This is a genomic window from Siculibacillus lacustris (assembly GCF_004328075.1).
Lineage (GTDB): Bacteria > Pseudomonadota > Alphaproteobacteria > Rhizobiales > Ancalomicrobiaceae > Siculibacillus > Siculibacillus lacustris.
Genome location: NZ_SJFN01000022.1, coordinates 42,530 through 66,726 on the forward strand (window position 1 = coordinate 42,530; position 24,197 = coordinate 66,726).

Below are 24,197 nucleotides of genomic sequence, written 5' to 3' on the forward strand. Positions count from 1 at the left end.
TCGGCGCGGCCGCTCAGATCGAGCCGTCGGCGACCCGGTGGCAGGCGACCCCGTCGAGAAGCGCCGGCACCTCGCGGCGGCAACGCTCGACGACGTGCGGGCAACGCGGATGGAAGTGGCAGCCCGTGGGCGGATCGATCGGGTTGGGGATCTCGCCGCGGGCCGGATCGCGCACCACGCTCGGCGCCTCGAGATCCGGCACCGCCTCGATCAACATCCGCGTATAGGGATGGCGCGGATCGTCGAACAGCGCCCGGGCCGGCCGCACCTCGACCAGCCGGCCGAGGTAGAGCACGCCGATGCGGTCGGCCATGTGCCGGACCACCGCCAGATTGTGGCTGATGAACAGATAGGTCAGACCGAGTCGATCCTGGAGATCGGCCATCAGATTGAGGATCTGCGCCTGGACCGAGACGTCGAGCGCCGAGGTCGGCTCGTCGCAGACGATGAACGCCGGTTCCGCCGAAAGCGCCCGGGCGATGGCGATGCGCTGGCGCTGGCCGCCGGAGAACTGGTGCGGATATTTGACCCGATCGGCCGGCGCCAGACCGACCAGCGCCAAGAGCTCGCCGACCCGCCGCTCGATCGCCCGGGAATCGGTGAGCACGCCGAAGGTCACCACCGGCTCGGCGACGATGCGCCCGACCGTCCAGCGCGGATTGAGGCTGGCGTAGGGGTCCTGGAAGATCATCTGGATCTTGCGCCGCAGCGCCTGCCGCTCGGCGCGCGGCGTCGCCGGGTCGTCGACCGCGGTGCCGTCGATGGTCACCCGCCCGGCGGAGCGCTCCAGCAGGCCGACCACCATCCGCGCCACCGTCGACTTGCCCGAGCCCGATTCGCCGACCAGCGCGAAGGTCTCGCCCCGGCCGATCTCGAAAGTGACGTGATCGACCGCGGTCACCAGCCGTCGCGGTGCCCCCGACATCATCCGTTCGAGCGCCGACGCCGAGACGTCGAACACCTTGCGCAGATCGGAGACCCGCACCAACGGCGGGACTTCGGCGGGCGGCACGGCCGCGGCGATGGGGGTCTCGCCCTCGCTCATGCCCGCACCTCCGCGTCGTGCCCGAGGATCGGGTCGAAACACGCCGCCGCGGTGCGATCGAACGACGCCAGTTGCGGCCGCTCGACGCGACAGCGGTCGAGCACCCGGTCGCAGCGCGGATTGAAGGCGCAGCCTTGCGGAATCGCGTCGAGCCGCGGCATCGAGCCGGGGATCTGGCGCAAGCGGGCGTGATCCGAGCGCAGGCTGGGGATCGAGCCCATCAGTCCGGCGGTGTAGGGATGGTGCGGCCGGCCGATCACCTCGCGCACCGGCCCGATCTCGACGATCCGCCCGGCATACATCACCGCCACCCGATCGGCGATCTGGGCGATCACTCCCATGTCGTGGGTGATCAGCATCACCGCCATGCCGTGGTCCCGGGTCAGGCGGCGGAGCAGCGCGATGATCTGCGCCTGCACCGAGACGTCCAGCGCCGTGGTCGGCTCGTCGGCGACCACCACGTCGGGCCCGGCGGCGAGCGCCAGGGCGATCACCACCCGCTGGCGCATGCCGCCTGAGAACTCGTGCGGATGAGCCATCAATCGTTCCGCCGCCGCCGGAATCCCGACCTCCTCGAGCAGGAACACCGCACGGTCGCGGGCCTGCGCCCAGGTCATGGCGGCATGGGTGCGGATGGTCTCGATCAGCTGGTCGCCGATCTTCATCAGGGGATCGAGGCTGGTCAGCGGATCCTGGAAGATCATGCCGATCTGCTTGCCGCGCACCTTGCGCATCTCGTCGCGCGGCAGATTGTCGATGCGCCGCCCGGCGAGGCGGATCTCGCCCGAGGCGATCCGCCCCGGCGGTTCGACGAGACCGATCACCGCAGTGCCGGTCAGCGACTTGCCGGCCCCCGATTCGCCGACCACGCCGAGCACTTCGCCCTTAGCGATGTCGAAGGAGATGCCGTCGATGGCGCGCAGCGGTCCGCGACGGGTGGCGAATTCGATCACCAGATCGCGCACCGAGAGAACGGAATCGGTCATGTCGTCCCTACTCATCGCAGCTTCGGATTGAGCGCTTCGCGCAGCCAGTCGCCGAGGATGTTGACCGCCAGCGCCAGTCCCGCCAGCACCACCCCGGGGAAGAACACGATCCACCACTCTCCCGACATCAGGAAGTCGTTGCCGACCCGGACCAGGGTGCCGAGTGAAGGGTGACTCGGCGGCAGGCCGACTCCGAGGAAGGACAAGGTCGCCTCGGTGATGATCGCCAGCGCCAGATTGATCGTGGCGATCACCGTCACCGGCCCGAGCACGTTGGGCAGGACATGGCCGGTGAGGATCTTCCACGACGGCACGCCGATCAGCCGCGCCGCCTGGACATAGTCGCGATGCCGCTCCTGCAGCGTCGAGGCGCGCACCGTGCGGGCATATTGGACCCAGAAGGCCAGCCCGATCGACACCACCAGCACCCAGAATTCGCCGCCCTGCAGCCGCTGATCGCCGAGCAGCGCCCGAGCCGCACCGTTGACCAGCAGCGCCGTCAGGATCGCCGGGAAAGTCAGCTGCACGTCGGCGGCGCGCATGATCAGCGTGTCGAACAGCCCGCCGAAATAGCCGGAGATCAACCCGAGAGTGACCCCGAGCAAAATCGCCACGCCGACCGCCGCGAGGCTGATGCCGATCGACATCTGCGCGCCGTAGAGCAGCGCGGAGAGGAGATCGCGGCCCTGATCGTCGGTGCCGATCAGGAAGCGCGGGTCGCCGCCCTCCATCCAGGCCGGCGGCAGGCGCGAGTCCATCAGATCGAGGGACGCCAGATCGAGCGGATTGGTCGGGGCGATCCACTGCGCGGCGAGCGCCGCGGCGATGATCGTCACCGCGAAGACCGCGGCGATCATCACCACCCACGAGCGGGTGAAGGAATAGAGCAGGTGGGACTCGGCGATCGCCGCGAACCGCCGGAGAATCGCCGCGGCGAACCCGGCGTCCGGATCGGGGGTCTCGGCCATCACACTCTCCCCGACATGCGGATGCGCGGGTCGATCGCCCGATAGATCAGGTCGACGATCAGGTTGATCGTCACGAAGATCACCGCGGTCAGCAGAAGATAGGCCGCCATGATCGGAATGTCGGCGTTCTGCACCGCCTGGATGAACAGGAGCCCCATCCCCGGCCACTGGAACACCGTCTCGGTGATGATCGAGAAGGCGATGATCGAGCCGATCTGCAGGCCGATGATCGTCACCACCGGCACCAGGGTGTTCTTCAGCGCATGGCGGAAATGGATCGCCCGGTCGGTCAGCCCACGGGCGCGGGCGAAGCGGATGTAGTCGGTGCGCAGCACCTCGAGCATCTCCGAGCGCACCAGCCGCATCACCAACGTCAGCTGGAACAACCCGAGGGTCACCGCCGGCAGGATCAGGGCGCGCAGCCCCGAGCCGGTGAGGAATCCGGTCTGCCAGAAGCCCAGCGACACCACCTCGCCACGGCCGTAGGACGGCAGCCAGTGCAGGGTCACCGAGAACAGGTAGATCAGCAGGATGCCGATCAGGAAGGTCGGCAGCGACACGCCGATCAGCGATCCGGCCATGATCAGCCGCGACAGGGCGCCGTCGCGATGGATGCCGGTGTGGACGCCGAGCGGGATCCCGGCGGCGATGGCGAAGATCGAGGCGGCGAGCGACAGTTCCAGGGTCGCCGGCAGCCGCGCCGCGATCAGGTCGGTGACCGGGGCGCGGAACTTGTAGGAGATGCCGAAGTCGAAATGCAGGGCGTTCCAGATGAACCGCCCGCACTGCACCAGGAGACCGTCGTCGAGCCCGAGTTCGGCCCTCAGCCGATCGCGCTCGGCGATGCCGATGTCCTGACCGACCATCTGGTTGACGGGGTCACCGACGAAGCGGAACAGCGTGAAGGCGACGATCGCCACCACCACCATCACCAGGATCGCCTCGAGGAGACGCCGCACGAGATAGGACGACATGAGGGCCTTTCGCAAACCGCGCGAGGAGGGGCACCCGGCCGGAGCCCGGCCGGGTGGATCGCGGGGGAGATCGATCAGTCCTGCTTCTGAGCCCAGGCGAAGATGATCGAATTGTCGGCGCGCTGCGGGATCTTGACCTTCTTCGACACGCCCCAGGCCAGCGCCTGCTGGTGCAGCGGGATGAAGGCGACCTCGTCGATCAGGATCTTGAAGGCGTCGTAGATCAGCGCGTCGCGCTTGGCGGCGTTCGTCTCGACCAGCACCTGCTTGGCCAGTTCGTCGACCTTCGGGTTGCAATAGCCGCCGTAGTTGAACGGCCCGCCGTTGCCCTTCTCGTCGCGACAGCCGGCATTGTTCTGCAGGATGTTGAAGCTGTCGAAGGAGCTCGGGGTCCAGCCCAGCATGCCGAAGGAGGTGTCGTAGCCGCCGGCCGGTCCGGCGCGACCGAAGAACTGCGCCTTGGGTTGGGCCTGCAGCGTCACCTTGACGCCGATGCGAGCGAGCATCGAGGTCGCCGCTTGGCAGATCGCCTCGTCGTTGACGTAGCGATCGTTGGGGCAGTGCATGGTCAGCTCGAAGCCATCCGGGTAGCCGGCTTCGGCGAGCAGCTTCTTGGCGTCGGCGGGATCATAGGCGAGACGCTTGAACTCCGCGCCGCGCGAATAGAGCAGGGGCGAAATCATCAGGGCGCTCGGCACCGCCAGATTGCGCATGACCTTGGACTTGATCGCCTCGATGTCGATCGCCTCCATGAAGGCCTTGCGGACGCGCACGTCCTTGAACGGGTTCTTGCCCTTGACGTTCGAATAGAGCAGTTCGTCGCGCTTCTGGTCCATGAAGAAGTGGATGGTGCGCAGCTCCGGCCCGGTCAGCACGTCGGTGGTCGGGTTGTCCTGGATGCGCTTCATGTCCTGGACCGGCACCGGCTCGATCAGGTCGACCTCGCCCGACAGCAGCGCCGCGACCCGGGTCGCCGGTGACTTGATGGTGGTGAACACCACCTCGTCGACGTTGTGCTTCTTGTTGGCCTTGTCCCACCAGCCGGCGAAGGGCTTGTAGACGGTCTTCACCCCCGGCTCGTGGGAGACGATCACGAAGGGCCCGGTGCCGTTGGCCTTCAGCGCGAAATTGTTGAGCTCCTTGCCGGTCTGCGGCTGCGGTTTGGTTGCGCCGTTGGCCTCGGCCCAGGACTTGGACATGATCGACCAGCTGTCCCATTCCGCATTGAGGATCGGATTGGGCGAGGCGAGGACGAAATCGACGGTGTGGTCGTCGACCTTGACCACCTTGGCGTCGGCCGGCAGGCGGGTCGCCAGTTCCGAACCCGGCAGTCGCACGCGCTCGGCGGAGAAGACCACGTCGTCGGCGGTGAAGTCCTCGCCGTTGTGGAACTTGACGCCCTTGCGCAGATGGAAGCGCCACTTGAGCGGATCGACGATCTCCCAACTCTCGGCGAGCGCCGGAACGATCTTGAGGTTCTCGTCGCGCCGGGTCAGCCCCTCGTAGACGTTGGCGAGGGCTCCGAGCGAGAAAGTCTCGTTGAGCGTATAGGGGTCGAGCGAATTGAGATCACCCTGGAACGCGTAACGGAACGTCGTTGCCGCCGCGGGTTCGACCCCCAACGTCACGCTCGACAGACCCGCCGCCAGCAACGCCGCCAAAACGACTTTCCGCATGCGCATCACGAACCTCCGGATTCGACCACTGGACATCGAAAACGACCACGGCTTCGCGAAAAGCCGCCGCGATCTACCATTTTTCGACCTGACCGGCAGTCTATGTCTAGATTTAATCGCTTTCCAGTGCGAAATATGGGCGTGGCGCGCTTATGGTCATTTTTCCCGAATGCCACCCCTGCCCCGACGCGGTTGCCAAGCCGGCGAAATCGCGCTCGACTACCCCTTCGGCGACATGGTGTCGCTGCCGCGACGGGCGCTCTCCCGCCTTGACACTTCCGAGGACTCCCTACCCATGCCGATCATCAACCGGGTCGCCGAGATCGCCGACGAGGCCGCCGAATGGCGCCGCGACTTCCATCGTCACCCGGAACTGCTCTACGAGGTCCATCGGACATCGGCCCGGGTCGCCGAGCTGCTGACGTCCTTCGGCTGTGACGAGGTGGTCACTGGTCTCGGCCGCACCGGCGTGGTCGCCGTGGTGCACGGCCGCGCCCCCGGCCGCACCCTCGGCCTGCGCGCCGACATGGACGCCCTGCCGATCACCGAGACCCGCGTCTCCGACCACGCCTCGACCGTGCCCGGCCTGATGCATGCCTGCGGCCACGACGGCCACACCGCCATGCTGCTCGGCGCGGCACGCCATCTCACCGAGACCCGCAACTTCGCCGGAACTGCCGTACTGATCTTCCAGCCCGCCGAAGAAGGCGGCGCCGGCGCCAAGGCGATGATCGACGACGGCCTGATGGAGCGCTTCGGCATCGAAGAGGTCTACGGCATGCACAACATGCCGGGCCTGGAGCTCGGACGCTTCGCCACCCGCACCGGGGCGATCATGGCCGCCTCGAACACCTTCGAGATCCGCCTCAAGGGCCACGGCGGTCACGCCGCCAAGCCGCACATCTGCATCGATCCGATCGTCGCCGGCGCCCACATCGTCACCGCCCTGCAGGCGATCGTCGCCCGCGGCGTCGATCCGGTCGACAGCGCCGTCGTGTCGATCACCCGCTTCCACGCCGGCACCACCGCCAACAACATCATTCCGCAGACCGCGGTGATCGGCGGCACGGTGCGCACCCTGCAGGAGGAGACCCGGACCTTCATCAAGCAGCGTTTCGCCGACGTCGTCGAAGGCACCGCGCGGGCCCATGGCGTCGAGGTCGAACTCGACTATGAATGGGGCTATCCGGTCGTCGTCAACCACCCGGAAGAGACCGAATTCGCCGCTTCGGTGGCCCGCGGCATCGTCGGCGTCGACGAGGTCTCGACCGAGATGGATCCGTCGCTCGGTGGCGAGGACTTCGCCTACATGCTGCAGGCCCGCCCCGGCGCCTTCCTGTTCATCGGCAACGGCCCGACCGCCGGCCTCCATCATCCCGACTACGACTTCGACGACCGCCTGCTGCCCTACGGCATCAGTTTCTGGGTGAAGCTGGTCGAGACCGCCCTGCCGACCTGACGGCGCCGCGACCGCTCTCGCGGCTCGACCGGGGTCAGGCCCGGCCGAGCCGGATCAGGAGGTCGGCGACGATCTCTTCGGGCGTACCGGCGATGTCGACCACCAGCGCGTCCTGCGGATCCTCGAGGGTCGCGAACTGGCTGCCGAGCAGCGTCGGGTTCATGTAGTGGCCCTGGCGGGCGGCGAGCCGCGCCGCGATCACCGCCGGATCGCCCTTCAGATGGACGAAGGTCACGTCGCCCGCGGGCGACAGAATTTCGCGATAGGCCTGTTTCAGCGCCGAGCAGGCGATCACCCGATCGACGCCCGCCGCCTGCCAGCCCTCGATCGCCGCCCGCAGCGCGAGGAGCCACGGCCGCCGATCCTCGTCCTGGAGTTCGATGCCCGCCCGCATCTTCTCGACGTTGGCCGGCGGATGGAACCCGTCGGCGTCGGCGAAGCCACAGCCCAGACGGTCGGCCAGCATCCGGCCGACCGTCGACTTGCCGGACCCCGCCACTCCCATCAAGATCACGATCATCGACCCCTCCCCCACTCCGACCAGGTCTGCGGCGTCTGCGCCCCGGCCATCTTGGTGCATTCCTCGATCGACCAGAAGCCGCCGTCGTCGACGGCGCCGAAACGCCACCGCCCGGGACGCGAGGCGACCCGGGCGGCGCGAGACGAAACGGGAGAGGTGTCAGAAGCGATAGGCGAGACCCCCGCCGATCACCAACGGATCGAGCTGCACCTTGGACGACACCGGCAGGCCGTAGAGCGTGCCGGTGGTGTTGGTGTGGAGATAGGCCTTCTTGACGTCGAGATAGGCGCCGAGTTGCTCGGTGAACATGTAGTCGGCGCCGACCTGCGCCACCGCGCCGACCGCCGCGTCGGTCTGCATCGCCTTCAGCGCGCGGCTGTGGTTCTCGAACATCAGCATGAACATCGCACCGGCCCCGACATAGGGCCGGAAGGCGCCGAGTTCGGTCAGGTGATAGTGCCCGGTCAGCGCCGTCGGCCCGTAGACGATCGTCCCGAGGGTGCCGAGCGACTGGACCGATCCCGCGCCCTTGATGGTCGGCGACGGCGGGAACCCGCCGGTGAAGGACACCGCCCAGTTGGGGCTGAAATAATAACCGACTTCGACGCCGAGGGTGGCGTGGTCGTTGATCTCGATGGTGCCCTTCGGCACGATCGAGCCGTTGAGACTGATGTGGGCACCCTCGTTCAGAAACAGTCCGGCCGGACCGATGTGCACGAAGAAGTTCTTGTCGTCGGCTCGGGCGCTCGCGACGCCGGCACTCAAGCCCACCGCCACCGCGAGGGTCAGGCATTTCCCGGTCAAGACCGATCCTCCTCGTGACTCCCGCCCACCGCGAAGGGTCGCGAAGAGGGGTCTCGATGTGCACGAATCACATTGTGGAAGAATCGGCCGGAACCCGGCTCCATGCAAGGGATTTCGCCACTTTCCGCAGGGTCGGTGTTCGCCCTCGTCCCGCCTGTTCGAGGCTTCCGCAGGGTCGGCGATCAGGCGGCCGGACGCAGGCAGGCGCCGATCTTGCCGAGCAGGCGTTCCATGTCGACCGGTTTGGTGTCGAAGTCGGCACAGCCGACCGCCAGACTCTTGGCGCGATCGCTCGACAGGGCATGGGCGGTCAGCGTGATCACCGGGATATGCGCGGTATCGGGATCGGCCTTGATGATCGTGGTCGCCTCCCAGCCGTCCATGTCGCCGAGCGCCACGTCCATCAGGATCACGTCGGGCGCCTCGGATTTGGCCATCGCCACCCCCGCCGGCCCATCGACCGCCAGACAGGTCACGAACCCGTGGCGCGCGAGGCGGCGCGACAGCATGTCGCGATTCAATTCGTTGTCTTCGACGATCAGGATCTTAGCCATTCGCCACCATCGCCATCACTGGAGTGTCGCTCTCGGCATCGTCGTCGATGCTCTTCGAATACCGCTGGGCGCCGGCCAACTGGCCGACCGGGGTCACCGCCGGAGCCGCGCGTCCCGCCGGCAGGACGATCGTGAAGCGACTGCCTTTTCCGACTTCGGTCTCCACGCTCACCGACCCGCCCATCAAGTGGCACAGCTTCTGGGTCAGGGCCAGCCCGATCCCGGTGCCGCCGTATTTGGCGTTGGTCAGGTCGTCGCCGACGCTGAACTGTTCGAACAGCCACGGCAGTTCGCCGGCCGGGATGCCGGGGCCGTCGTCGACCACTTCGAAGGCCACCGCGTCGCCGTCCGGCCCGTCGATGCGTCGGACGATCACGTCGACATGACCGTCGCGGGTGAACTTCACGGCGTTCTCGATGACGTTGAGCAACACGCACTGGATCTTCGGCATGTCGCCGATCATCAGCTCGGGGCTGCCCTCGAGATGCAGGCCGATCCGGTTGCGGTGCTCCTGCGCCAGCGTCTCCAGCCCATCGACGACCGAGGTCAGGAGCTTCTTCACCGCGAAGGTCTCGTTGAAGAACTCGACGTGCCCGGCTTCGAGCTTGGAAAGATCGAGGACGTTGTTGACCAGCCGCAGCAGGTGCTGGCCCGACGACAGGATCTTGCGGAAGTCGCTCGAATTCGAATGGTCGCCGGTGTCTTCGGCTTCCTCGAGCAGCATCTGGCTGTAGCCGATCACCGCATTGAGCGGCGTGCGCAACTCGTGACTCATCTTGGCCAGGAATTCCGATTTGGCGGTACTGGCCCGCTCCGCATCGGCCGCGGCGCGCCGCAGGTCGCTCGCCGTGTCGAGATGGCGCCGCATCTCCTGCTCGATCTCCGACTGCGAGGCCAGCGCCCGCGCGTAATAGACCGCCATCATCGACACGTAGAGCGCCGAGGCGCAGGTCGAGATCAGGCCGAGGACCTGGATGTCGGCGAGCGGGATGCCGTTGTCGGGCGGCGGCAGGACATAGTAGGTGACGCCGAACACTGCCAGGTTGGCGAAGAACTGGATCAGCACGGCGTTGCGCAGCTTGCGCGAATTGCCGATGTAGAAGAACGCCAGCAGCGGGATCGTCAACACCCACGACAGGGTCGGCGACGTCACCGCGCCGTTGAAGTAGCAGCTCCACAGGATGCAGAAGATCAGGTTCTCGATCGACAGCATCGCCAGCAGATCGTAGCGCACCTTCATCTTCAGCAGCGGCGGGAACACCCAGAATCCGGTGATCGACGCCGCCAGCACGACGATGTCCCACCCGGGTGTCGGGCTGACGATCCACAGCGAGATCGGCACCGTGTTGCCGAGGAACGGCCCGCACAGATGGCTGATCAGGAACAGTCGCGCGAGTTTGCGCTGATTCTTGTCGTTGGCCATCGTCGGCGGAATGAACCAGTCGACGATGTGGCCCAACCGCGCCGCGACGGTATGTGAATAGGAATCCATCGTCCCCGCCTCTCGCTCGCCCCCCGGGCCCGCAGGCTTTGGACGATCGGAGCACGCCCTCACTTAAATTCGAGTAAATCCGCCGCAAATCGGCCCCGAGCGGCGGCCCGCCGGCGCGCCCTCGGCGGCGGCCGGCGGCGGTCGGGCGATTCGTCCTGCGGGTCAGCCGACAGGATGACCCAGGGTATTCGAGCAAGTTGACGTGGTAAATATTAATCATTCAAAAAACGAGCGGATCCATTTAACTCTCGTTTAAGTGGACCTAGCGTAATGATCACCCACGTCGAACGCAAAACGGGACGGAGTTGGAAAAAATGATTAACACGCGCTTCATCAAGACAAATCCCGAAGCTCTCACGGGAAGCATGCGCGATTTCCGCGTCCAGTCTGGGGCCGATCTACTTCAGCGCGGTGACAAGTTCTTCCACTGGCAGAATACCCGCCGTGAAAATGGCCTGTGGCCCTTCTCGCGCTCCACCCAGGCCGGCCCCGGCACGGTCTGCGATGCCGCCGACGATCGTGGCAATCCCATCCACGGCGTGAACTTCGCTTCGCAGGACTACCTCAGCCTGTCGGCCCATCCGGTGATGCGGGCGGTGGCGATCGAGACCATCCGCAGCCACGGCGTCCACTCCGCCGGCTCATCGGCCCTGGTCGGCAACACCAATCTGTCGGTCGAGCTCGAGCGGCGCATCGCCGACTATCTGCAGATGGAGGAGGCGATCCTCTACCCGACGGGTTGGGCCGCCGGCTACGGCATCATCCGCGGCCTGGTGCGCTCCGCCGACCACATCGTCATGGACCAGCTGAGCCACGTCTGTCTGCAGGAGGGCGCCAACGCCGCCACCCGCAACATCCATCAGTTCCGCCACCTCGACGTCGAGCATTGCCGCCGCAAGCTGGCCGGCATCCGCGCCTCCGACACCGAGAACGGCATCCTGGTGGTGACCGAGGGTCTGTTCTCGATGGACTCCGACACCCCGAACATCGCCGCCCTGCAGGAGGTCTGCCACGAATACGGCGCCACCCTGGTGGTCGACGTCGCCCACGACTTCGGCGCCCTCGGCGACGGCCGCGGCCACATCGGCCTGCAGGCCATGCTCGGCCGGGTCGATCTGGTGATGGGCAGCTTCTCCAAGACCTTCGGCTCGAACGGCGGCTTCGTCGCCTGCCACAGCCGGGCGATCAAGGAATACCTGCGCTTCTACAGCCCCTCGGCGACCTTCTCCAACGCCCTGTCGCCGATGCAGGCGGCGGTGGTCCTGAAGGCCCTCGACATCGTCGACTCCGCCGAAGGCGTCGAACTGCGCGCCAAGCTGCTGCACAACGTCAACCTGCTGCGCAGCACCCTGACCGCCAACGGTCTCGAGTACTACGGCGATCCCTCGGCGATCGTCGCCGTCAAGATGGGCACCGAAGGTCTCGCCCGTCTGGTCAGCCGCCGGCTGCCGGTGCTCGGCCTGCTCTCCAACCTGGTCGAGTACCCGGCCGTCGCCAAGGGCGCCGCCCGCTTCCGCATGCAGGTGATGGCCGGCCACACCGAGGACAACATCGTCCGCGCCGTGGCGATCATGAAACAGGCGGTGACCGAGGCCCGCGCCGAGCTCGAACAGGTCGGCGAGACCCGCGCCGCCGCCGCCTGAGCCGCGACATCGCAACCCTCTCGAAACGGCAAAGCCCCCGACGCGATGCGGCGGGGGCTTTCGGCCGTCGATTCAGGGTCGATCGATCAGAACTTGTAGGCGAGCGACAGGTGCAGCGTGTCGGCGACCTGGGCATGGATCCCGGTCAGGCCGGGGAATGCGACCTGCGAGACGTTGTGGGTCTTGCCGTAGTCGGAATGGCGATAGTCGACACCGGCGATCCAGTTGTCGGTCAACGCCAGATCGGCACCGCCGCCCACCGTCCAGCCGGTGCGCGTGTTGGTGAAGGTCTCCTTGGTCGACGTCGGCAGATAGACGTAAGTGTTCTCGATGTTGGCGAAGGCCACGCCGCCGGTGCCATAGACCAGCACCCGCTCGAAGCCGACACCGAGACGCCCGCGCACCGACCCTTGCCAGTGGGTGTTGTCGCGGCCCTTGCCGATCGGCGCATCGCGGAAGCCGCCGTTGACGTTGGTCGCTTCGAAGTCGCCTTCGATACCGGCGACGAACAGCCCCAACTGGTAATTGGCGCCGAGGCGGGCGCCGATCGAGCCGCCGGTCGGGTTGAAGTCGTAGACCAGTCCGGTCGGCGCACCGTTGGCGGTGTAGGTCTCCACCGCGTGATCGTTCTGCCAGGTGTGGCCGGCGATCAGCCCGCCGTAGACGCCCGACCAGGAGAACGGTTCCGGCGCCACGGGCACCACCTTCGGCCCGCGCAGGGCGAGATCGGCGCCTTGGGCAGCGGTCGAAGCGAGAGCGAACGTCATCGCGACCCCCGTCAAGATCGCCGCGAGGTGGCGGCCACAATGGGCAATGTCCGATCGACTCATCCGTGTCACTCCGATCTTCTCGTGTGACCCGATCCTAGGGTGACATGGTTAACGGGAGCTTTACGCGCTCGCGCACAGTCGCCGTTCCGCGGAAATCCGCCACGGATCCCCGACCATCGACCCACCACCTGACGTCGCGTCCACGCAGACGATCGCGGAAGCTGTGCCGTTCGTCGTCGCACCACACGAAATTTTAAACTTCGTCTATTTAAATGTGACCGTCGTCTCGGACCATCAGCGAAGTCAGGCACCGATGTTGAATCAGGCTCTGTGGGTCATCGACTCGTTCATTCCCGGCAAGGCGACGATGGAACGCGCCGACCTCAGCGTCGCGCGCAATTTCGTCTTCACACACCTGATCGGGCCGACCCTTTCGCAGGTCATCGGCGTCTATCTCTACCGCACCGATCCCGAGCCCGGCTTCGCCTGCTGGACGATGATCACCTGCATCACCCTGTTCTGGGTGCTGCCGGTCATCTACCGCTGGACCGGAAATCTGCCGATGGTCTCGATTCTGTCGGTGCAGTTGCTGACCTTCACCTCGCTGTTCGGCACGTTCAACTACGGTGGCGTCAGTTCACCGTTCCTGCCGTGGCTGAGTGTCGCCCTGTTGCTCGGCTTCTTCTATCTCGCCGGCCGCACCCTGATCGTCCTCGGCCTGTTCGCCGTGAACTTCCTGGTGTTCGTCATCGCCTATCTGCACTTCGGTTTCCCCGAGATCGTGCCGCTGACCCAGCTCGAGAGCGTCGGCTGGATCTCGATCCTGTCGGCCACGGTCTACATGTCGTGGATGGCGATCTACTACGCCAACATCATGTCGATGCGCTCCGAACTCGAAATCGAGATGGAGCGCCATCGCAAGACCACCGAGAATCTGGTCGAGACCAAGAGTCGCGCCGACGACGCCAGCCGCGCCAAGTCGATCTTCCTCGCCAAGATGAGCCACGAATTCCGCACGCCCTTGAACGCCATCATCGGCTACAGCGAACTGGTGTTGGAGACCCTCGAATTCGAGGCCGGCTCGCCCCAGACCGTGTCAGACCTCAACCGCATCAACGCCTCCGGCAAACATCTGCTGGCGCTGATCAACGACATCCTCGACCTCTCCAAGATCGAGTCCGACACCGTCGAGTTGACCGCCGTCGAATTCAGCCTCGACCGCTTCTGCAACGACCTCGCCCAGACGGTCGAGCCGATGGTCGCCAAGAACTTCAACACCCTGTCGCTCCAGGGCGTCGGCCGCCTCGGCACCGTCGTCGCCGACGAGACCAAGCTGCGCCAGATCCTGCTCAACCTGCTGAGCAACGCCGCCAAGTTCACCAACCGCGGCGCGGTCACACTGGGGGTCAAGCGGCAGAAGATCAGCGACCTCGACTGGGTCGAGTTCCGCGTCGTCGACACCGGCATCGGCATCGCTTCGACCGAACTCCAGAAGCTCTTCGCCAATTACCAGCAGGCCTCGGCCTCGACCTCGCGCAAATACGGCGGCACCGGCCTCGGTCTGGCGATCAGCCAGCGGCTCAGCGCCTTCATGGGCGGCAGCATCGCCGTGACCAGCGAGCCGGGCCGCGGCTCGTGCTTCACCGTACGGGTGCCGGTGACCGGCCCGGCCGAGCCGACGTCGTCCCTGTTCTTCGACTCGTCCCCCAAGTCTCTTGCCACAGTGATTTGACCCCATGTCCTTGCAAACCGCGATCCGATCGTCCGTCGCGCCGACCGAAGCCCCGAGCACCGGCCTCGACGCTCCGCCGCGCCTGTTGATCGTCGACGACATCGGCGACAACCGCACCATCCTGTCGCGACGCTTTCTGCGACGCGGCTATGAGGTGATGGAGGCCGAGAGCGGTGCCGAAGCGCTGGCGCTGATCGACCGCGAATCCTTCGATGCGGTGCTGCTCGACGTCATGATGCCGGGCATCGACGGCATCGAGGTGCTGCGGCGCATCCGGTCCACCCTGTCGCCGCTCGATCTGCCGGTGATCATGGTGACCGCCAAGAGCCAGAGCGAGGACATCGTCGAGGCCCTCGAGCTGAAGGCCAACGACTACGTCACCAAGCCCGTCGACTTCGCCGTGGCGCTCGCCCGGGTCACCGCCCAGATCGACCGCAAGCGCGCCGAAGACGAGATCAAGCGCGCCAACGCCAGCCTCAAGGACGTCAACGACAGCCTGGAGAAGCGCATCGCCGAGCGCACCGTGGCGCTGGTCGAGGCCAATCGCCAGCTCAAGGAAGAGATCCAGCAGCGCCAGCGCTCCGAGGCCGAGATCCGCCAGCTCGCCCTGCACGACGCTCTGACCGGGCTCGCCAATCGCGTGCTGTTCCGCGACGAGTTGGAGAAGGTGCTGGCCACCGCGACCGGCGACACCGAACGCCTCGCCGTGCTGTTCATCGATCTCGACGGCTTCAAGGGGGTCAACGATTCCCTCGGCCATTCGATCGGCGACGTCCTGCTCAAGGACATCGCCCAGGATCTGCGCGGCCTGATCGCCGGTCGCGACGTCATCGCCCGCCTCGGCGGCGACGAATTCGCCATTCTCCACCATTGCGACGGCCGCCCCGACAGCGCCGCCCGCCTCGCCGAGCGGATCATCCGCACCGTCGCGGCCACCCGCAGCATCGACGGCCAGATGTTGGCGGTCGGTGCCAGCGTCGGCATCGTCGTCACATCGGGCGCCGGCAAGACTCCGGAAGAGCTGCTGCGCAACGCCGACCTCGCCATGTACAAGGCCAAGGCCGACGGTCGCGGCATCTACCGCGTCTTCGATCCGGCGATGGACGCCATGGTCCAGGAACGCCGTCAGCTCGAGGTCGAGATGCTGACCGCCTTCGTCCAGGGCCAGTTCCGCGTCTATTACCAGCCGCTGATCTCGCTCGGCAGCAACCGCATCTGCGGCTTCGAGGCGTTGCTGCGCTGGCAGCATCCGGAACGCGGCCTGATCTCGCCGGTCGACTTCGTGCCGGTCGCCGAAGACACCGGGCTGATCGTCCAGCTCGACGACTGGGTGCTGCGCGAAGCCTGCATGGAAGCCGCCAAGTGGGGCGACGACATCCGAATCGGCGTCAACGTCTCGCCGGTCCAATTCACCCGCGGCAACATCGTCAATTCGGTGATCGGCGCCCTCGCGGTGTCCGGTCTCAAGCCGAGCCGGCTGGAGATCGAAATCACCGAATCGGTGCTGCTCGAAGGGTCCGAGCAGACCCTCAAGATGCTGACCCAGCTCCGCCAGATCGGCGCCCGCATCGTCATGGACGACTTCGGCACCGGCTATTCGAGCCTCGGCTATCTGCGCGCCTTCCAGTTCGACAAGATCAAGATCGATCAGTCCTTCGTCCGCGACATCGCCGGGACCACCGGCAACGGCGCGATCGTCCAGGCGATTGCCGAACTCGGCCGCAAGTTCGGCATCGCCACCACCGCCGAAGGCGTCGAGACCCAGGAGCAGTTGCAACTGGTGATCAGCGAGGGCTGTTCGGAGGCCCAGGGCTGGATCTTCAGCCAGCCGATCCCGGCCAGCAAGATTCTGGCGCTCCTGACCATGCAGAGCGCGGTCAACGTCGAACTGCTGAAACAGTGCGTCGGGCTCGCCTGAGCGCCGCCGATCACCGCGCCGGTTCGATCGTCAGGCACCGCTTGCCGTCGTGACCGCAGGTCGCACCCGCGGCGAGTTCGATCGCCAGCGTCAGCCGTCCCGCGGCCAGCATCGGCCCGATCGCCGGATCCGCGGTGAGTGCGGCTCGCGCCGCGGCGATCACCGCCTTCGACCGCCACGGCGCCGGCACCCCGAGCGTCAGCCGCAGCGCCGCCGGTGCGCCCGGCGTCAGCGCCGCCGCCACGTCGCAGATCTGCGGCAGGTCGAACAGCACCGCGTCGAGCCGGGCGAGCGTCGGGGTCGCCCCGGCGTCTCCCATCGCGCCGTCGTCGAGCCGCCCGGTCGGCTCCAGTCGCCGCAACACCGAGCCGCAGGCGCAGGGGCCGGCGACGAGGTGGCCGCGATCGCCGGTGCGGTAGCGCACCAGCGGCGTCGCCCGCCGCGAGAGCGTGGTCACCACGATCTCGCCCTCGACGCCGTCGGCGAGCCGCTCGCCACTCCTCGGATCGACCACCTCGATCAGCAGATCGGCCTCGCGCAGGTGCAGGCCCCCATGGGCCGCGCAGTCGACCGCACCGCCCCAACCGGTCTCGGTCATCCCCCAATGGTCATGGACCTCGGCGCCCCAGGCCGCAGCGAGGCCGCGCCGCAGGCTCGCCGCCGCCGGTTCCGAACTGGTCAGCACGGCGCGCAGCCGGATCGGCGTTCCGCCGTCGGCGAGCGACACCCGCGCCGCCGCCAGCAGTCGCACCGGCGGCCCGGCGGCGACCGTCGCGCGACCCTCGCGCAGGATCCCCGCGACCTCTTCGGCGCTCGCCGCCGCCGGAATCGCCAGGGCCGTCGCCCCCAGCCGCGCCACCGCTTCGGTGAGCGTCGCCCCGACGCTCGCCGGTCGTTCGCCGGCAAACAAGATCGCCACCCGGTCGGAGGCCGCGGTGAACAGTCCGAGGCCGTGGGCGAAGAAATCGAGGGTCGCCTCGCGATCCTCCGCGGTGAAGCCGATGCGCTTGGGGGCCCCACGCGACCCCGAGGTCGGCAGCGTCACCACCCGCTCGACCATCCCTTGCGACACGGTGAGGAACGGCGGGTCGCCGCGCGCCAGATCCTCGGGCGTGGTGAAGGGCAGCCGCGCGAGATCGTCGAGCGACGCGAGGGGGGCGGCGAGCTCCGCCGCCCGGCGGCGGTAGAACGGGCTGTGGACTCGGGCATGGGCGATCGTCGCGTTCAGCCGGGCGAGCTGCGCCGCCTCGAGGCGCCCCCGATCGAGCGGCCCGGCGAGCCCCAGCCGCACCGCCACCCAGGCGTCGAGGGTGGCCATCGGCGCCACCGTCACGCCCCCGCCTCGGCCGGAGACCGATAGAGGCTGCGGCCGTCGGTGGCGGTGAGGTTGTAGGCGCAGAACGGGATCAGGCGCCCGCCGTCGGCGACCACATGGACGTGGCACGACCGCAGCCGCTCGAGATCGAGGGTCCAGGCGTCCTGGAAGGCCATGCCCGACAGTCCGAGGGTGCGGGCCCGGTCCACCAGCACCGCGTCGAAGCCGTCGCGCGGCCCCTCCGCCGCGGCTGGCGGCAAGGTCCATTGCCCGGCGACCGCGCGCCGCGCCCGCGCCACGTCGGGGCTCGCCCGCACCGACCCGTCGTCGGCCGCGCCACCGCAGCACGACGTCGTCACGGCGGGGGCCGGCGTGCCACAGCACGCAGCGCGCATCCCCGGCCGCGGCGCCAACCGCCCGGCGTCGTCGACGCGGAAGCGGCCGCTGAACGAACAGAACGGATTCTCCGCCGACCCCGCCCGGAAATCCTCGAAGCGCAACGCCCCGCCGGCATGGGCGACCAGCGCCTCGACGATCTCCGGCAAGGTGATCCGTGCCGCCGTCGCCGGTTCGCCGCGGCAGCGTCCGAAATGCGCCACCGGCTGGAAATGCACCGCCCGCACCGTCGGCATGTGGGCGATCGCGAAGTCGACGATCGCACCGATCTGCCCGTCGTTGACCCCCGGCACCACCGTCGGCACCAGCACCACCCCGACCCCGGCCTCGCCGCAAGCGGCGATCGCCCGGGCCTTGAGCCGCATCAGCCGGGCGCCGCGCAGGGCCCGGTGTACGCCGTCGTCGACGCCGTCGAACTGCAGGAACACGCAATCGAGCCCGGCCGCCACCAGATCGCGCAGATAGTCGGGGTCGCAGGCCAGCCGGACGCCGTTGCTGTTGATCTGCACGAAGTCGAAGCCGCGCGCCCGGATCCGTCGGACGATCTCCGGCAGATCGTCGCGGATCGTCGGTTCACCGCCGGAGAGCTGAACATGGACCTGCCCGCCGGCCGCCACCAGCGTGTCGAGCCGCGCATCGATCTCGGCGAGCGACAGATCGCGGCCGCCCTGCCCTACCGCCGCGTAACACACCGGGCAGGCGAGATCGCAGCGCGAGGTGACCTCGAGCAGCACGCAGCAGCTCTGTTGGCGATGATCGGCGCACAGGCCGCAGTCGTGGGGACAGCCCCGCTCGACCGGCGTGGCGACCGCCCGCGGCCGCGCCGCGGCGACCGAAGCCGCGCTCCAGGCGCGATGGCTGGCGAGCCCGCGCCATACCGGCGCCGAGAAGGAACCGTGGTCGGGACAGGTCTTGACCAGCACGATGGCGTCGCCCTCGACGCACCGCTCGGCCGGGACGGTGGCGAGGCACACCGGGCAGACGCTCTCGGTGGCGCTCGGGGCGAGGGCGTCCGCGCTGGCCGGCGGGGCGGGAAAATCGATCAAGGTCATGGGCTCGCCCTCCGGTCGGCGGCCGTCGTCACCGCGGTGACCGCCCGCAGCATCGCCCGCGCGTCGTCGTGTCGCCGCCGCGCCCCGGCGAGCGCCGCAGGGTCGTCGCGGAAGCGAGCGAAGGCGGCGGCGAAGCGCGCCTCGAGCGAGGTGTCGGCGGTGCCGGCGACCAGTTTGTCGGCGAGATGGACCACCACCGCGGCGTCGATCGGGTCGCCGTCCGCAAACGGCAGCGTCATGTGCCGCGCCACCACCGCCGCCACGCCCGCGAACCCGAATTCCGCGAGGATCCGCGCCCCGGCCTCGGCGTGATCCGGCTGCCCTTTGGCGAGATCGTGCAGTTCGGCCGCCGCAGCGATCAGGTCGCGGTCGAGAATCACGCCGGCGTCGGCGAGCCCGTCGGCGATCGCCACCGCCCGCGCCGCGACCGCCCGCCCGTGGGCGCGCACCGGAGCGGCGACCGCGCAGCGATCGAACAGCGCCGCGATCTCGGCCGGATCCAGGAGATCGCGCCGCCGCGCCGCCGCGGCGAGCCGCGCATGGTCCTCCGGCCGGTCCATGTCCCACAGGCAGGCGTGATCGATCACCGGAAGGTCGAGCGATTGGGCGGCGTGCCGGGCCAACACCGCGGCGAGCCCGCCGACCCCGTCGCCGCCGAGGATCTCGGCGAACAGCCGCCGGTCGATCGCCGGCGGATGACCGCGCTGGCCCTCGAAGGTCGGATGGACCACCAGGACATCGCCCCGCGCCGCCCTCGCGGCGATCGCCGCGAGGGTCGCCGGCCGCACCAAGGGCACGTCGACCGGCAGCACCAGCGCCGCTGTGATCGTCGCCGGCAGCGCCGCCAGCCCGCAGGTCAGGCTCGAATACATGCCGCGATCGGGATCGGGATTGACCACCGCGCTCACCCCGAGGTCGGCGAGCACCGGCGCCAGCCCCGCCGCGCGATGGCCGATCACCACCCGGATCTCGTCGATGCCGCCGGCCCGCAGCGCGGCGACGACATGGCCGATCACCGTGGTGCCGGCGAGCGGCAGCAGCGGCTTGAACGCCCCCATCCGCGACGATCGGCCGGCCGCCAGCACCACCGCGGCGACCGGCGCCGCGCCGGCACCTGCCCCGCTCATCGCCGGCCCTCCGCGTCGGGCGGTTCGGCGACGTCGAAACCGTGGTCGGCGAGGGTGTCGCAGAGCTGCTCCCACACCTCCAGGATCAGCGCCGGGCAGCGCTCGGCCTTGAGGACCGGATCGAACTTCATGATGTCGGCGCAGTCGATGCCGCCCCAGCGCTCGTGGGCGGCGGCATGGAACCAGCCGGTGAAGGCATCGAGCGCCGCCGCGAAGCGCGGATCATCGGCCTCGCTCTCCCCGGCCCGCCCGGCGACCAGACCGAGCACACAGCAGCCGCCCGACAGGGCGCCGCAGTTGAAGCCCTGGCCCATGCCGTTGGCCAACCCCGACATGGCGCGCACCAGATCCGGATCGTCGCGTCCCTGCGCCTCCAGCGCCAGTCTGACCAGGACGTGGCTGCACCTGAGGCCGGAGAGCAGCAACTCGGCGATGCGGAAGCCGGCGTCGGTCATGCCCTCCCCTCCCCGGCCGCCGACGTCGCGCGCGGGGCGTCGTCGCGATCGACGATCGCCAGGAAATAGCCCGGCGCCGCCAGCCGCACCGCTTCCGCGGTCAGGCCGCAGGACCCGCCCCACAGCGCTTCCAGCGATCCGTTGGCGAAGACGAAGCGGGCGACCCAGTCGCGCAGCACTTCCGAGCGATCCTCGAACCATTCGACGCGGAACCCGGCCTCGGCGAGATCCCCCGACAGCCGGTGCCAGGAGACCAGCGGCGACAGATCGGCGCTGGCCGTCACCTGATCGGGCCCGGCGGCCCGGCGATAGACGTCGCTCAAGGCCAGCCGCCCGCCCGGTCGCAGCACCCGGCGCCATTCGGCGAGCGTCCGCCGCCGGTCGGCCATGGTCGACAAGGCGCATTCGGAGACGATCCCGTCGACGCTCGCGGTGGCGAAGGGCAGTGCGTCGCCCGAGGCGAGCAGGATGCCGGCGCCGCCGACCCGCCGCCGCGCCGCTTCCACCGCCGCCGCATCGACGTCGACTCCGACCGCCAGCAGGCCGCGCCGCATCATCGCCGCGACGCTGCCCCCCTGACCGCAGCCGACGTCGACCACCAGAGCGTCGTCGTCGAATCCGGCGAGGTCGAGCAGGGCCTCTGTCAGGGCCGCGCCGCCCGGGCGCAACGGCAACCCGTCGGCCCCACACACCAGACCGCTGCCCCAGATGCTGCCGGAGGCGGCAGAGCCGACGCTCGTCATTTGTCCTCCAGCGCCTGTTCGACCGCGAGCATCTTGCCGCCCGCGAGGTCTTCGGAGACGTACACGAAGCCGCAACCCGGGCAACGCGGCAGATCGACCGGAAAACTCTGGCCGAGATAGGAGGCCCGCACCCGGCCGACGACCAGCGGCCGATCGCAGGCGGCGCAGATCAGACCGGCGGTCTCGGCGCCGCCCTCGGGCGCGGTCGGGGTCATGGCTCGGCCTCCACCTGCATGCGATGGGCCCAGGCACGCGCGACCACGAAGCCGCCGTCGGCGACGGCGTAGTCGACCCAGAAGGTCACCTCACCGATTCGATGGTTGGCGACGAAGCGGCCGGTCTCCGGGGTCTTCAGCTTGGCCCCGGTCGCTTCCGCCCGGGCGATCACCTGCGCCACGTCCTCGATCAGGATCAGCTTGCGTTCCATGTCGAGGCGCACCGCGTCGGGCACGGTCAGAGCGAGGCTCGGCGACGGTTCGTCCATGGTCTCTCCCCAACGCTCGCGCTTCAAACGGCGCACCAGCCCGAGACGGGCGGCACGCCGCGCCGACGGTCCGGGATCCGGCCGGCCGGCCGGATCGGCGCCCGCCCCGGCAAAGATCAGGTCGCCGAGATGGAGCGTGCGCTTGCCGGCGCGCGCGAAGACGTCCCGACAGGTGGCACAATAGGCGAGATAATCCAATGCGCTCTCGCCGATCCGCCGCGCCACGATGCGATCGGCGACCGGCCGGTCGGCGAATTCGGCGAGTCCGCCGAAGCCGCAGCAGGGCCCGAGATCGGCGCCGCCGAGTTCGACCACCTCGACCCCGAGCGTCGCCGCCAGCCCCCGCACCGCCCGCTGCACCGCCGGCACACCGCGCGTGGTGCAGGGGTCGTGGATCGCCAGCGGCGCGGGAACCGCCGGCCGCGGCCCGTCGGGCAGGCCGACCGCGGCGAGCACCGTCCACAGCGACTCCGCTGCGATCTCGGGATGGTGACGCGTGAACATCTGCAGGCAGGTCGAACAGGCGGTGATCACCCGCGGCCGGCCGAGGGCTTCCCAGCTCGCCGCGAGGCTCGCCCGCACCTCCGCATGGAGCACCACTCGGCCCGCCCACTCGGCCGGCGCGCCGCAGCAGTCGAGCATCAGCCCGACGCCGCCGGGAAGCCGCGCGTCGAGATGGTCCCACGCCGCCACCACCTGATCGGGCGCCGACGCGGTGAGCTGGCAGCCGGGGAAGAACACCGCGGCGCTGGTTCCGCGTCCCGGCCGGTGACGGGCGAGCGTCGCGGCCGGCGAGCGGGCGAAGGCCATGGCGCGCAGCGCGAAGTCGTGATGCGACGGCGGCATCTTGTCCCGCGCCACCATGCTCCGCCGCGCGTCGAGGCAGACTTCGCCCATGTCGAGCCCGGTCGGGCAGATCTCGGCGCATTGTCCGCACAGGGTGCAACCGTCGATCATCCGGTTGGACTTGCGGTTGCCCATGACGATGCCGTCGTTGTTGTAGATCTCGCGGACGTAGCGCTTGGGATAGCTGCCGTGGTGGGCGAGATAGTCGCAGGCCTTGACACATTCCAGGCAGCGGCAGGGGAAGCAGCGCGCCGCTTCCGCCATCGCTTCCGTGCGGTCGAAGCCGCGGCTCGGATCGGCCGCCACCACCGGCGGCACCGAACCATGGGCGGCGATGTTCACGTGGAGCGACGACGGCCCCGCGCCTTCGTCGCTGCGCGCCGCGGTCAGCGACGCCCCTTGCAGGAAGCGTTCGATCGATTCGCCGGCCCGCCGCCCGTCGTGGACCGAACGGATCGGCGAATAGGCGCCGTCCGATCCGAGCAGCCGGCCGGTCGAGAACACCTTCGGCAGGACTGTCGCCGACGTGGCCGGATCGGCGGCGATGCGGCCGTCGCCGTCGAGCGGCAGCGATCCGGAAAAAGCCAGCGCCGGCCCCGGGCCGAGCGCCAGCAGCACCGCGTCGTGGGCCTCGAGCAGCGTGTCGAGCCCGAGCGGTCCGTCGCCGGCGCCGATCCGCGACCGGCAGCGGATCTCGACCCCGAGCATCGCCAGTCCGCCGAGGTCGGCGGCGATCGCCGAGGGCGGCAACCGGTCGGCATCGAAGTCGCGGTGCAGGCGTTCGAGCGGATGGGCGTCGGCTTCGAACACCGTGACGGCATGGCCCTTGAGCGCCAGATCATGAGCTGCGGCGAGGCCGGCGAGACCGGCTCCGACCACCGCCACCCGTTTCGGGCGACGGTTGCGCTGCGGCTGGCGGCGGCTGCCGACATGGGCCTCTTCGACGCAGGCCCGTTCCAGGGCCGAGATCGCCAGGCCGCCGCCCGCCTCGGCGCGCCGACAGGACGCCTCGCACGGGTGGTCGCAGACATGGGCGACGATCGCCGGGAAGGGGATGAACCGGGCATAGACCGCGAAGGCCCCGGCGAAGTCGCCGGCCGCGGTCTTTCCCATCATCGCCCGCACGTCGAGATGCAGCGGACAGGCCGCGACACAGGCCGGCGGCTGCTCTTCGACGCAGCGTCCTTCCCACAGCTTGACCTGTTCGGCGTCCATCGTCCCCTCCGCCGGGCCGGGAA

The 24,197-nt window shown here is 68.7% G+C and carries 21 protein-coding genes; 4 read left to right on the top strand and 17 right to left on the bottom strand.

All coding sequences use genetic code 11. From position 1 onward, the window contains the following. Positions 1-13: 13 nt before the first annotated feature. The 5 genes from EYW49_RS14785 to EYW49_RS14805 all read right to left on the bottom strand — a co-directional run bounded on the left by EYW49_RS14785 (position 14) and on the right by EYW49_RS14805 (position 5,655). Positions 14-1,045, bottom strand: a complete 1,032-nt coding sequence (locus EYW49_RS14785) for an ABC transporter ATP-binding protein (protein ID WP_131310360.1) — start codon at positions 1,043-1,045, stop codon at positions 14-16. Further along, positions 1,042-2,031, bottom strand: a complete 990-nt coding sequence (locus tag EYW49_RS14790; RefSeq protein ID WP_131310361.1) for an ABC transporter ATP-binding protein — start codon at positions 2,029-2,031, stop codon at positions 1,042-1,044. The genes EYW49_RS14785 and EYW49_RS14790 overlap by 4 nt, the downstream gene beginning before the upstream one ends. Positions 2,032-2,042: 11 nt before the next feature. Then, complete coding sequence (locus tag EYW49_RS14795) at positions 2,043-2,999, bottom strand: ABC transporter permease (RefSeq protein WP_131310362.1); 957 nt, start codon at positions 2,997-2,999, stop codon at positions 2,043-2,045. Further along, complete coding sequence (locus EYW49_RS14800) at positions 2,999-3,973, bottom strand: ABC transporter permease (protein ID WP_131310363.1); 975 nt, start codon at positions 3,971-3,973, stop codon at positions 2,999-3,001. The genes EYW49_RS14795 and EYW49_RS14800 overlap by 1 nt, the downstream gene beginning before the upstream one ends. A 74-nt stretch (positions 3,974-4,047) precedes the next feature. Continuing rightward, on the bottom strand, positions 4,048-5,655 hold the full coding sequence (locus EYW49_RS14805; protein ID WP_206365478.1) for an ABC transporter substrate-binding protein: 1,608 nt from the start codon (positions 5,653-5,655) through the stop codon (positions 4,048-4,050). 289 nt (positions 5,656-5,944) lie between these two features. Between EYW49_RS14805 and EYW49_RS14810 the strand changes: the two genes are divergently transcribed. Continuing rightward, the gene (locus tag EYW49_RS14810; RefSeq protein WP_131310365.1) at positions 5,945-7,108 is read left to right on the top strand and encodes a M20 aminoacylase family protein; all 1,164 of its coding nucleotides are present in this window, start codon (positions 5,945-5,947) and stop codon (positions 7,106-7,108) included. Positions 7,109-7,142: 34 nt separating this feature from the next. Here EYW49_RS14810 and EYW49_RS14815 read toward each other — a convergent pair whose 3' ends face one another. The 4 genes from EYW49_RS14815 to EYW49_RS14830 form a co-directional block, all read right to left on the bottom strand. Next, positions 7,143-7,628, bottom strand: coding sequence for a gluconokinase (locus EYW49_RS14815; RefSeq protein WP_131310366.1), 486 nt, complete (start codon positions 7,626-7,628; stop codon positions 7,143-7,145). Positions 7,629-7,787: 159 nt separating this feature from the next. Then, the gene (locus tag EYW49_RS14820) at positions 7,788-8,432 is read right to left on the bottom strand and encodes an OmpW/AlkL family protein (RefSeq protein WP_165498268.1); all 645 of its coding nucleotides are present in this window, start codon (positions 8,430-8,432) and stop codon (positions 7,788-7,790) included. 182 nt (positions 8,433-8,614) lie between these two features. Then, positions 8,615-8,986 (bottom strand): response regulator, encoded by a 372-nt coding sequence (locus EYW49_RS14825; RefSeq protein WP_131310368.1) that lies wholly within the window; start codon positions 8,984-8,986, stop codon positions 8,615-8,617. Next, the gene (locus EYW49_RS14830; RefSeq protein ID WP_131310369.1) at positions 8,979-10,478 is read right to left on the bottom strand and encodes a sensor histidine kinase; all 1,500 of its coding nucleotides are present in this window, start codon (positions 10,476-10,478) and stop codon (positions 8,979-8,981) included. Before EYW49_RS14830 ends, EYW49_RS14825 begins: the two co-directional genes overlap by 8 nt. A 365-nt stretch (positions 10,479-10,843) precedes the next feature. Between EYW49_RS14830 and EYW49_RS14835 the strand changes: the two genes are divergently transcribed. Then, positions 10,844-12,121 (top strand): aminotransferase class I/II-fold pyridoxal phosphate-dependent enzyme, encoded by a 1,278-nt coding sequence (locus EYW49_RS14835; protein ID WP_131310370.1) that lies wholly within the window; start codon positions 10,844-10,846, stop codon positions 12,119-12,121. Between the two features lie 86 nt (positions 12,122-12,207). Here EYW49_RS14835 and EYW49_RS14840 read toward each other — a convergent pair whose 3' ends face one another. Continuing rightward, positions 12,208-12,888 carry an outer membrane protein gene (locus EYW49_RS14840; protein WP_165498269.1) on the bottom strand — a complete coding sequence of 227 codons (681 nt, stop codon included), beginning with the start codon at positions 12,886-12,888 and terminating at the stop codon, positions 12,208-12,210. 316 nt (positions 12,889-13,204) lie between these two features. On the opposite strand from EYW49_RS14840, the gene EYW49_RS14845 reads away from it, so the two are divergent. Further along, positions 13,205-14,623 carry a sensor histidine kinase gene (locus EYW49_RS14845; RefSeq protein WP_131310372.1) on the top strand — a complete coding sequence of 473 codons (1,419 nt, stop codon included), beginning with the start codon at positions 13,205-13,207 and terminating at the stop codon, positions 14,621-14,623. A gap of 4 nt (positions 14,624-14,627) precedes the next feature. Beyond that, positions 14,628-16,541, top strand: a complete 1,914-nt coding sequence (locus EYW49_RS14850; RefSeq protein ID WP_131310373.1) for a putative bifunctional diguanylate cyclase/phosphodiesterase — start codon at positions 14,628-14,630, stop codon at positions 16,539-16,541. 10 nt (positions 16,542-16,551) lie between these two features. On the opposite strand, the gene EYW49_RS14855 is transcribed toward EYW49_RS14850, so the two are convergent. Genes EYW49_RS14855 through EYW49_RS14885 form a run of 7 tightly spaced genes read right to left on the bottom strand, consistent with a single transcriptional unit; the run spans position 16,552 to position 24,174 of the window. Next, positions 16,552-17,874 carry a DVU_1553 family AMP-dependent CoA ligase gene (locus tag EYW49_RS14855; RefSeq protein ID WP_131310374.1) on the bottom strand — a complete coding sequence of 441 codons (1,323 nt, stop codon included), beginning with the start codon at positions 17,872-17,874 and terminating at the stop codon, positions 16,552-16,554. Continuing rightward, the gene (gene trsS, locus EYW49_RS14860) at positions 17,871-19,304 is read right to left on the bottom strand and encodes a radical SAM (seleno)protein TrsS (protein ID WP_131310375.1); all 1,434 of its coding nucleotides are present in this window, start codon (positions 19,302-19,304) and stop codon (positions 17,871-17,873) included. The genes EYW49_RS14855 and trsS overlap by 4 nt, the downstream gene beginning before the upstream one ends. Continuing rightward, positions 19,301-20,431, bottom strand: coding sequence for a DVU_1551 family NTP transferase (locus EYW49_RS14865; RefSeq protein WP_131310376.1), 1,131 nt, complete (start codon positions 20,429-20,431; stop codon positions 19,301-19,303). Before EYW49_RS14865 ends, trsS begins: the two co-directional genes overlap by 4 nt. Continuing rightward, complete coding sequence (locus EYW49_RS14870) at positions 20,428-20,886, bottom strand: DVU_1555 family C-GCAxxG-C-C protein (protein WP_165498270.1); 459 nt, start codon at positions 20,884-20,886, stop codon at positions 20,428-20,430. The genes EYW49_RS14865 and EYW49_RS14870 overlap by 4 nt, the downstream gene beginning before the upstream one ends. After that, positions 20,883-21,629 carry a DVU_1556 family methyltransferase gene (gene trsM / locus EYW49_RS14875; protein WP_131310378.1) on the bottom strand — a complete coding sequence of 249 codons (747 nt, stop codon included), beginning with the start codon at positions 21,627-21,629 and terminating at the stop codon, positions 20,883-20,885. The genes EYW49_RS14870 and trsM overlap by 4 nt, the downstream gene beginning before the upstream one ends. Next, positions 21,626-21,844, bottom strand: a complete 219-nt coding sequence (locus tag EYW49_RS14880) for a DVU_1557 family redox protein (RefSeq protein WP_131310379.1) — start codon at positions 21,842-21,844, stop codon at positions 21,626-21,628. Before EYW49_RS14880 ends, trsM begins: the two co-directional genes overlap by 4 nt. Further along, on the bottom strand, positions 21,841-24,174 hold the full coding sequence (locus EYW49_RS14885; RefSeq protein WP_131310380.1) for a pyridine nucleotide-disulfide oxidoreductase/dicluster-binding protein: 2,334 nt from the start codon (positions 24,172-24,174) through the stop codon (positions 21,841-21,843). The genes EYW49_RS14880 and EYW49_RS14885 overlap by 4 nt, the downstream gene beginning before the upstream one ends. Positions 24,175-24,197 lie beyond the last annotated feature (23 nt).